This window comes from Arthrobacter sp., from assembly GCF_031988865.1.
Lineage (GTDB): Bacteria > Actinomycetota > Actinomycetes > Actinomycetales > Micrococcaceae > Arthrobacter_B.
Genome location: NZ_DALZXY010000108.1, coordinates 1 through 9,116, shown reverse-complemented (window position 1 = coordinate 9,116; position 9,116 = coordinate 1). Strand labels below are relative to the sequence as shown.

Below are 9,116 nucleotides of genomic sequence, written 5' to 3'. Positions count from 1 at the left end.
CCCCGCCTCAGCCCTCCCCGCCTCAACCCCTCGGCCCCACCAAAGGTCTTCTGCAACACACGCACCGACCCGCGGGCGCTCCACACACGCCGACCCGCGGGGTCCTCCGGACGCGCCGGCCGCCCCGGCGTCCCCCGAAGAAGATTCGTGGGGTCCCTCTGCGCGCCCGTAACTCCATGTGTCCCGGCGCACAGCCAGTCTGGGATAATCAATGGCCTAGGTAACCCCAACAGCGAGGAAGATCATGGCTTTGCTCGACCCCTCCATCTGGACGGACAAGATTTATGTCAACGGCTGGCGCGACGGCGGCGCCGGAACAGCCGAAGCACTGGAACCGGCTACCGGAAAAACCCTGGGAAGCTACGGCGTCGCCTCCGTCGAGGACGTCCTGACGGCGGCCCGGACCGCGGCGGCAGCCCAGAAGGAATGGGCTGCCCGCAAGCCCGAAGAACGCGCCGCAGTCCTGCGCCGCGCCGGCCTGCTCTGGGAGGAGCATGCCGAGGAGATCGGCAGCTGGATCACCCGTGAATCCGGCAGCATCCCCGCGAAGGCCGGACTCGAAACGCACACTGCGGCCAACGAATGCTACGACGCCTCCGCCCTGCCGGCGCTGCCCGCGGGCGAAGTGCTCACTACCAATGCCAACCGCTGGTCAATGGCCCGACGGCGGCCTGCCGGCGTCGTCTCCGTGATCGCGCCGTTCAACTTCCCGTTGATCCTTTCCATCCGTGCAGTTGCCCCGGCACTCGCCCTGGGCAACGCGGTGCTGCTGAAGCCGGACCCCCGCACGGCAGTCTGCGGCGGCGTTGCCCTGATGCGCGTCTTCGAGGAAGCCGGCCTTCCCTCCGGGCTGCTGTCCCTCCTGCCCGGCGGCGCGGAGATCGGCGCAGCCGTTGTTGAAGCCCCCGAGGTCAGGGTCATTGCCTTCACCGGCTCGACCGCCGCGGGACGCAGGATCGCTGAGTCCGCCGGACGCCTGCTCAAGCGCGCCCATCTGGAACTCGGCGGCAACAACGCCATGATCGTGCTTCCCGGGGCGGACTTGGCGAAGGCTGCCTCCGCTGCAGCATTCGGTTCCTTTATGCACCAGGGCCAGATCTGCATGACTACCGGCCGGCACATTGTCCATGAGGATATTTACGATGCCTACGTGGCCGCCCTCGCGGAGAAGGCCGAACACCTTCCCGTGGGAGATCCGGCCGGCGGACAGGCCGCTCTTGGCCCGATCATCGACGAGAACCAGCTCAAGAAGATCGACGGGATTGTCCAGGACGCTGTGACTGCCGGGGCACACCTCGCCGCCGGTGGAACCAGCGAGGGCCTTTTCTACCGCCCCACCGTGCTCGCCGGCGTTACTCCGGATAACCCGGCGTGGTCCCAAGAGATCTTCGGCCCCGTGGCACCGGTCATGAAGTTCTCCACTATCGACGAAGCCGTCGAGCTGGCCAATGCCAGCGAATATGGTCTGTCCCTGTCTATCCTGGGCGACGTCGGAATGGCGATGAAGATTGCCGACCGAGTGGAGTCCGGCAAGGTCCACATCAACGAACAGACCGTCAATGACGAGTCCAACGCACCCTTCGGCGGAGTCAAGGATTCAGGCAACGGCGGCCGCGTCGGCGGGGCTGCAGCGAACATGGAATCCTTCACGGAAATTCAGTGGGTCACCGTGCGGCCCGACATCGCGTCCTACCCGTTCTAGGTCTCCTAGGCACTAAAAAGCGGCGGCCATCCACGGGGTGGCCGCCGCTTTTTTCGGCCTCCTGAAGCTCAGTTTTAATGCTCAAGATTTCCGCAGGGAATTCTTTCGGAAACATTGCGGCAACTGCGGGTCGAACTTGAGCGTTTGCCTAGGGAAAGCTCTATATCGTCTTACTCATCAGCAGAAAGGTCCACACGGACCGCGAAGACATTGGGGGATAACGTGAACGCATGGAACGCCGGCACCGAGGTTTTGGTCAAGCGCTACACGGACACTCAGCGTGACAATCACGTTGCCGCCCTCTGCACCGAATGCAGCCGCCGTCTGGTACCCGAATGGGCCAATGACAAGCGCGCCACCGACCGGACCGGCTACTGGGTCATCCGCGGCTACCGCTACCCCGGCGTCCGCTGCTCCACCCACGAGCGCCGCGTGCTGCAGGATTACTACGGCACCACCACCAGCAAGGGCCAGGTTGAGCGCCACGTCGCCGGATCCCGCGGCAAGACGGCTGCCCCCGCCCGCCGCACGCTGCGCCTCTTCGGCACCAAAGTCCGCTCCGGCAGCTAAACAGGTCTTTCCCCAAGAAAGAAACCGCAGTATCCCCCAAAAATAAATACTGCAAAGACGAGCCCGCACAGTTGCATGTGCAGTGCTGACCGCCCGTCCGCGGAACGCATTCGGCTCGCCGCCCCGGTATCCACCCCAATGGATGCCGGGGTTTGGCTTTAACCAGCATCAATGGATTTACCGAAGGATGCGCATTCAGCAGGGGCTGGCGTTACAGGCCGGGAAGGGCTTTACAGCCAGGGATGGACTACGGCAGTGCCGGTGGACCGCACCGTCAGAGGCGGAGCCGGCCGTCCAAGAGATTCAGTACGTTCGCACTGTCCGGAAATTCAGCTGGCGCAGCAGGGACGCTACGGGCCAGCTGCTGCGGCGAACCGGCTGCGAACCGGCTGCTATTCGGCGTCGGGCCGGCGGACGCTGAGCAGGGCCTTGATGCGCTCTTCTGCGTCGGGAACTTCGGCGGTGGCAGCCACATTGGCCTCTTCCACAGCACGCACCACTTCATTGCGCTGGATTCTCACTCCGCGGGGGGCATCAATGCCTATCCGGACGCCGTCGCCGCGCGAATCGAGCACGGTAATGACAATGTCATCCCCAATCAGGATCTGTTCTCCTGATTTCCGCGTTAGCACCAGCATTTATTCACTCTATCGCAAGCACCGGCCGCATTTACTGCGGAATCGGCTAAACCCGGATATGTCACAGCACCGATGCGGGTGCCGGAGCGCCGTCGAGCCAGCCGACCGGCAGGCCCAGGCTGTTGACGCTCTGTGGCGTGGCCGTACCTTCCAAGCCTTCGACGGCGAGGGCCTGGACTTCGGCAGCGCCGCGCACCGCTCCAACCCAGGCCGCAGTGTCTTCGGGTTTACGCCCCGCATCCACGGCAACCCACAGCTGGTCCGGTGCCAGGGCGGCAATCAAAGTGGTGTGCCGGGCCAGCTCACTGACGCCCCGGCCGATTCCATAGGCGAGGAATACCGGGTGTCCGGCCAGGACTCCGGCTGCCCGGGCCGTGGCCACGGCCCGGCGGTCACCGGCACGTCCAACACCGCTGCCGTCCACCCCTCCCCCGGCCCGCAGCGCCTGGGCGCTGAACCCGGCAGCGGCGGCCATCGATTCACACACGAGCATGGGATCCTGCCCCAGGCCAACAACGATCACCAGGTCCCCTGCCCCCACCAGAGGCACCGGTACTTCCTGGCCCGGACGGGCCGCTGCCCGGTCCGGGGCAGCTCCGCCGTCGTGGGCAGCCGGGGACAACTGCGGAAAGGCAAACGGCACCGGTCCCGCGGGCCGCGCGGGGGCCCCCGTGTTTTGCGACAGGTCCGCCATCAGCTCGGCGAATGCGTTGCTGCCCGTAGACACATCAGGCAGGATCGGGGCCCCGGGACGCAGGTTGTTTTCGGCTTCCTCCGCGCTGGCCAGCAGCGCTCCGATCCCTGCGCGGCTGGGCAGATCTGCTTCGACGGGAGCCGCGCGGCGTCCACGCTGCGGCAGCTCCACAGTGACCTCATAGTGGTGCCGGGCGAGGAATCCGCCGATGCCGCCGATGGTGACCTTCTCAGCGGCAATGATGCGGGCCCGCGGGCCGTGTTCCGCGAGAACTTTTGCCTTCAGCACGTCGAGGGACGGGCCCTCAAGCTGAAATCGTCTCGGTTCCACGGATTACTCCTACAGTTTCAATGTTTACGTTCGCCGCCGTGGCTTCCTGGTAGGAAAGCACAGGCAACCCGTTGGTCTGGGCAGATACGAGGCGGCGAATCGCCGGCCGGAGCGCCGGGGCACACACCAGGACAGCGGTGTGGCCTGAGTTCTCCACAGTGGCAACAGTAGTCTTAAGGGAGGCGATTATGTTTTCGATCCGCGCCGGATCCAGCAGGATTTGTGTCCCCTGGTCCGAGGGCCGGAGGGATTCGAGCATGGACTGCTCCAGCGCCGGGTCGATCATGATGACCCGCAGCACGTTGCCGTTCACGTACTGGGCGGCCAGTGCGGGGCCAAGTGCCTGGCGCGCCGCCTCAATCAGCCCTTCCGGATCGGTAGATGCCTTGGCCTTGAGCAGCAGGGATTCATAGATACGCGGCAGGTCGTTAATTGGGATCTGTTCCACCAGGAGCCCCTGCAGCACACGCTGCACTTCCGCGAGGGAAAGCACGTTCGGGACCAGCTCGTCCACCGCCGACGGGTTGACCTGCTTGACCCCTTCGGTGAGGATCCGGACGTCCTCCCGTGTCAGCAGCCGTGCGGCGTTGGCCGTGATGATCGCGGAGAGGTGCGTGACCAGCACGGAAACCCGGTCGATCACAGTGGCACCGGCCATTTCCGCCGCATGCCGCATCTCCGCGGGGACCCACTTACCGGCCAGCCCAAACACAGGCTCCACGGTCGCCGTCCCCGGCAGCCCCTCGAGGAAGTCGCCAAGGGCGAGGACCTTGCCGGCAGGTGCTTCGCCCCGGCCGGCTTCCACACCGGCGATGCGGATGACGTAGGTGGAGGCCGGCAGGTCCACGCTGTCGCGGGTCCGTACCGGCGGAACAACGACGCCGAGCTCCAGGGCGATTTTCCGCCGCAGCGAGCGGACGCGGGCCAGCAGGTCATCGCTGCCTCCGGTGACGATGTCCACCAGGTCGGGCGAGAGCATCACTTCCAGGGCGTGGACACGCATTTGCTCGATCAGGTCCTCGGTGGTGTCCGTGGCAGGTGCCCCGGTGAGCTGCGCGACGGCGTCCGTCTCCGCTGCCTGCGCCTCGGCTGCCTCCCGGGCCTTGACCCGCTGGCTGGCGAAAATCAGCAGGGCACCGATCACGATGAACGGAATCTTCGGCATCCCCGGAATCAGGGCCATAACGATCGCGGCGGATCCGGCGATCATCAGCGCCATCCGCGACTGTCCCAATTCCGCTGAGGCGGTGGAAGCCATATCCGATTCGGCGTTGGAGCGGGTGACGATCATGCCGGTGGAGACGGCCATCAGCAGCGCGGGGATCTGCGTGACCAGACCGTCGCCGATGGTGAGCAGGGTGTACGTATCGATCGCTTCGCCGATGCCCATGCCGCGCTGCAGCATACCGATGGCGATGCCACCCACAATATTGATGATGATGATGATCAGCCCGGCGATCGCGTCGCCCTTAACGAACTTGGAGGCACCGTCCATGGCACCGTAGAAGTCGGCTTCGGCGGAGACCTCGGCGCGGCGTTCGCGGGCCTGGATGTCCGTGATCAGGCCGGCGTTGAGGTCGGCGTCGATCGCCATCTGCTTGCCCGGCATGGCATCCAGGGTGAACCGTGCGCCGACTTCGGCCACTCGCTCGGCGCCCTTGGTCACCACCACGAACTGGATGACGACCAGGATCAGGAAGATCACCGCGCCAATAATCAGGGAACCGCCAACCGCCACGTGCCCGAACGCCTCGATCACCTGCCCGGCGTAACCGTCGCCGAGGACCAGGCGGGTGGAGGCCACGTTCAGGCCGAGGCGGAACAGGGTTGCCACCAGCAGCATCGAGGGGAACACGGAGAAGTCCAGCGGCTTCTTCACGAACATGGTGGTCAGCAGGATCACCAGGGCCAGCAGGATGTTGATGATGATCAGCACGTCCAGCACGCCGGCGGGCACGGGGACCACCAACAGCAGGATGATACCGATCACGCCCACGGGAATAGCGAGCTTCAGGAGGTTGCGGTTCACGGCGCGGCCTTACGGTGTTGTGGGACGGTTGTGGGGGCGGTGGCACCGGCATCCGGGGCCATGGTGTGGACCCCGGCGGCAGCGCCGCGGTTCTTCAGGGCCATAACGAAGGCCAGGACCTTGGCTACGGCGTTGTACAGTTCGACCGGGATTTCCTGTCCGATCTCGCACGCACTGTGCAGGGCGCGGGCCAGGGGAATGTCGCGGACCATGGGCACGCCCTTGGTCTCGGCTTCTTCACGGATGCGGGCGGCAATGTTGCCGGCACCCTTTGCCACGACCCGGGGAGCGGATTTTCCCGGCTCGTACTTCAGGGCCACAGCCACGTGGGTGGGGTTCAGCAGCACGACGTCGGCATCGCCCACCGCGGCCATCATGCGGTTGCGGCTCATGGCCAGCTGGCGGGAGCGCCGCTGGGACTTGATCAGCGGATCGCCGTCGGTGTTCTTGTTTTCATCCTTGACCTCTTTTTTGGTCATGCGCGTCTTTTTCCGGTTGCGGCGCATCACCACCATGATGTCCGCTGCGGCGAGGGCCAGGCCGGCAGCAACGGCGAACTGCAGCAGGGTGGCAACTCCTCCCCCGGCCTCCGCCAGCAGCGCGGTAATGGACATGCCCCCGGCGGTCATCAGGACCGGCATCAGGTTCTGGATGACGGCGTACAGGACCAGTCCGACGACGGTGGTTTTCAGCAGGGCTTTTACGCCGTTCCAGATTGCCTGCATGCCAAAGACCCGTTTGACGCCGGACACCAGGTTGAACTGCTCGTACTTTCCCTTGAACTTTTTGAAGTGGATACCGCCCTGCAGTGCGGCAGTCGCCAGGACGGCAGCGACCACAACGGACAGCAGCGGACCCATCACATAGGTCAGGCCGCCCAGCGAGTCCTGGAACAGGCGCAGCGCAGCCAACGGGCTGGGGTCGGCAGCAATGGAGTCCACCCCCATCAGCGTTTCGGCGCCCTTCTCCGAACCCCGGCTGATGGTCAGGGGCATCATGACGGCGGCAGCGCCCACCCCAATCCAGGCGGTGAGGTCGTCGGAACGGGAAAGCTGGCCCTTTTCCCGGACCTCTTTCATCCGTTTCGGGGTGGCGGCTTCGGACCGTTCCCCGGAATCCTGGTCCGCCATCTATCCCACCCCCGCCAGGATGCGCACGATCTGCTGGACCAGCGCGGAAACGACGCGGGGAAGGGCAACGAAGACCACTGAAACGAGGGTCAGCGTCAGCAGGATCTTCAGCGGGAAGCCGAGCGCGAAGGCGTTCAGCGCCGGGGCGACCCGGGTCAGCAGGCCCAGGCCGGCGTCGGCCAGGAAGAGCACCACCAGCAGCGGGCCGGCGATCTGCACGGCGGCGATGAACATCTGGCTGACCGCGGTGATCATGGCCTGGGCCGGCTCGGCGAGGTCGATCCCGCCGGCCAGCGGCAGCGCCGTGAAGCTGCGGGCCAGTCCCCCGATGACGAGTTGGTAGCCGTCGGACGCGAACAGCAGCGCCAGCGCCGTGATCTGGAAGAGCCGGGTGAACTGGGCGCCGTTGACCATGGACTGCGGATCGAATCCCTGGGCCAGGGAAAAGCCGCCGAAGAGGTCGATCAGCTGGCCCGCCGACTGCACGGCGGAGAACACGATCAGGACCAGGAAGCCCAGGATGGCGCCCACCACGAATTCCAGCACCAGGCCGGTGAAGTACTCGGCGGTGCCCAGGTTCGTGTAGCCCTCGGAAACCTGCGGAGCAACGGCCAGCGCCAGCCCGACGGCGAGCATCGCCTTCACCCGTCCCGGAAACGCGTTATAGGAAAAGGGAGGAGCAATCACCAGGAAAGCAACCATCCGTACACCCGCGAGCATCACCGCTTCCAGCCAGGCCTGGTCGATGGCGATGGACATGTCATCCCCCGCCGAGCAGGGACGGGATCTTCTCGAACAGCTGCTGGGTGAAGGTGACCATCTCGGTGATCATCCAGTGCCCGCAGACCAGCAGCGCAACACACACGGCCAGTGCTTTCGGCACGAAGGAGAGAGTGACTTCCTGGATCTGGGTGATTGACTGCACCAGGGACACCGAGAAGCCGACCACCAGCGCGGTCAGCAGCACCGGGGCCGCGAGCTTGGCCGCAACCCACAATCCCTGGAGTCCGATGTCCAGGACCGCATTGGTATCCATCAGCCGCCGCCCTGGTAACTGTTGACCAGCGAGGTGATGATCAGGCCCCAGCCGTCCACCAGCACGAACAGCAGGATCTTGAACGGCAGCGAGATCATGACCGGCGGGAGCATCATCATGCCCATGGACATCAGTGCAGCGGCAACCACCAGGTCGATGACCAGGAACGGAATAAAGATCACGAAGCCGATGATGAACGCGGCCCGCAGCTCGGAAATCATAAACGCCGGGATCAGGGTCAGCAGCGGAACGCTTTCCGGGGACTCGGGGTTCGGCTGGTTGGCCGCCCGGGTCATCAGCGCAATGTCCTCTTCCCGGGTGTGGGCGAGCATAAACTGCTGCAGCGGCCCGGCACCGGCACCCAGGGCGTCGTTGAACGTGAAGTCACCGTTCAGGTAGGGCTGCACGGCCAGGGTGTTTATCTCCGTCAGGACCGGACCCATGATGAAGAGGGAGAGGAACAGTGCCAGTCCGGCCAGGACCTGGTTCGGTGGAATGGAGGGCAGCGAGAGCGCGTTGCGGGTCATTGCCAGCACCACGAAGATCTTCGTGAAGGACGTCATCATCAGCAGCAGGGCCGGCGCCACGGAAAGCAGCGTGATGCCGATGAGGGTAACGACGGCGGTGGATGGGGCTCCGTCCACGCCATTGATGTCCACGGAGAACCCGCCGGTGTCCTCGGGGGCCGAGGGATCACTCGGAGCCTCGGGTGCTGCCGGGGGCAGCGGGTCGAAGGTGGTGGCGTGGCCGGCGGCGGTGCCGGCGAGCATCAACAGGACGGTCGCGGCGAGCACCAGGACGGCGCCCAGGATGTACCGGCGCAGTGCACGGGCGGCGGACGGCCGGGCTGTTATGGGAGTGTCCACGGCGTTCAACGTTCCCGCCCGCGGCGGAGGAAGGCTGCGCTCTGGCGCCAGGTGTCCGGGGACAGAATCGATCCGTTGAGCATGGACTCTCCCTGAGCAGGCCCGCCGCGGCGGGTGTCCC

Annotated in this window: 9 protein-coding genes; 2 read left to right on the top strand and 7 right to left on the bottom strand. The window is 65.4% G+C overall.

The features are described from left to right. Nucleotides 1-244: 244 nt before the first annotated feature. Both RTN46_RS15100 and RTN46_RS15095 read left to right on the top strand, forming a co-directional pair. The gene (locus tag RTN46_RS15100; RefSeq protein ID WP_312182594.1) at nucleotides 245-1,702 is read left to right on the top strand and encodes an aldehyde dehydrogenase family protein; all 1,458 of its coding nucleotides are present in this window, start codon (nucleotides 245-247) and stop codon (nucleotides 1,700-1,702) included. 222 nt (nucleotides 1,703-1,924) lie between these two features. Next, on the top strand, nucleotides 1,925-2,272 hold the full coding sequence (locus RTN46_RS15095; RefSeq protein ID WP_312182592.1) for a hypothetical protein: 348 nt from the start codon (nucleotides 1,925-1,927) through the stop codon (nucleotides 2,270-2,272). 392 nt (nucleotides 2,273-2,664) lie between these two features. Here RTN46_RS15095 and csrA read toward each other — a convergent pair whose 3' ends face one another. The 7 genes from csrA to fliP form a co-directional block, all read right to left on the bottom strand. Then, entirely contained in the window at nucleotides 2,665-2,910 is a 246-nt protein-coding gene (csrA, locus tag RTN46_RS15090) for a carbon storage regulator CsrA (protein ID WP_312182591.1), read from the bottom strand. A gap of 61 nt (nucleotides 2,911-2,971) precedes the next feature. Beyond that, nucleotides 2,972-3,934, bottom strand: coding sequence for a hypothetical protein (locus RTN46_RS15085; RefSeq protein ID WP_312182589.1), 963 nt, complete (start codon nucleotides 3,932-3,934; stop codon nucleotides 2,972-2,974). Then, complete coding sequence (locus RTN46_RS15080) at nucleotides 3,909-5,963, bottom strand: flagellar biosynthesis protein FlhA (protein WP_312182588.1); 2,055 nt, start codon at nucleotides 5,961-5,963, stop codon at nucleotides 3,909-3,911. The genes RTN46_RS15085 and RTN46_RS15080 overlap by 26 nt, the downstream gene beginning before the upstream one ends. Continuing rightward, entirely contained in the window at nucleotides 5,960-7,093 is a 1,134-nt protein-coding gene (locus RTN46_RS15075; protein WP_312182586.1) for an EscU/YscU/HrcU family type III secretion system export apparatus switch protein, read from the bottom strand. Before RTN46_RS15075 ends, RTN46_RS15080 begins: the two co-directional genes overlap by 4 nt. Further along, a complete protein-coding gene (locus tag RTN46_RS15070; protein WP_312182584.1) occupies nucleotides 7,094-7,852 on the bottom strand; it encodes a flagellar biosynthetic protein FliR in 759 nt (252 codons plus the stop codon). It abuts the gene before it with no gap. 1 nt (nucleotide 7,853) lies between these two features. After that, on the bottom strand, nucleotides 7,854-8,129 hold the full coding sequence (gene fliQ, locus RTN46_RS15065) for a flagellar biosynthesis protein FliQ (RefSeq protein ID WP_312182582.1): 276 nt from the start codon (nucleotides 8,127-8,129) through the stop codon (nucleotides 7,854-7,856). Continuing rightward, a complete protein-coding gene (gene fliP, locus RTN46_RS15060) occupies nucleotides 8,129-8,899 on the bottom strand; it encodes a flagellar type III secretion system pore protein FliP (protein ID WP_312182596.1) in 771 nt (256 codons plus the stop codon). Before fliP ends, fliQ begins: the two co-directional genes overlap by 1 nt. Between the last annotated feature and the right edge of the window lie 217 nt (nucleotides 8,900-9,116).

Bases quoted from the DNA above. Each gene is read 5' to 3' on its own strand.
- RTN46_RS15100 (WP_312182594.1), top strand. From the start codon at position 245: ATGGCTTTGCTCGACCCCTCCATCTGGACGGACAAGATTTATGTCAAC.
- csrA (WP_312182591.1), bottom strand. From the start codon at position 2,910: ATGCTGGTGCTAACGCGGAAATCAGGAGAACAGATCCTGATTGGGGAT.
- RTN46_RS15075 (WP_312182586.1), bottom strand. From the start codon at position 7,093: ATGGCGGACCAGGATTCCGGGGAACGGTCCGAAGCCGCCACCCCGAAA.
- RTN46_RS15070 (WP_312182584.1), bottom strand. From the start codon at position 7,852: ATGTCCATCGCCATCGACCAGGCCTGGCTGGAAGCGGTGATGCTCGCG.
- fliQ (WP_312182582.1), bottom strand. From the start codon at position 8,129: ATGGATACCAATGCGGTCCTGGACATCGGACTCCAGGGATTGTGGGTT.
- fliP (WP_312182596.1), bottom strand. From the start codon at position 8,899: ATGCTCGCCGGCACCGCCGCCGGCCACGCCACCACCTTCGACCCGCTG.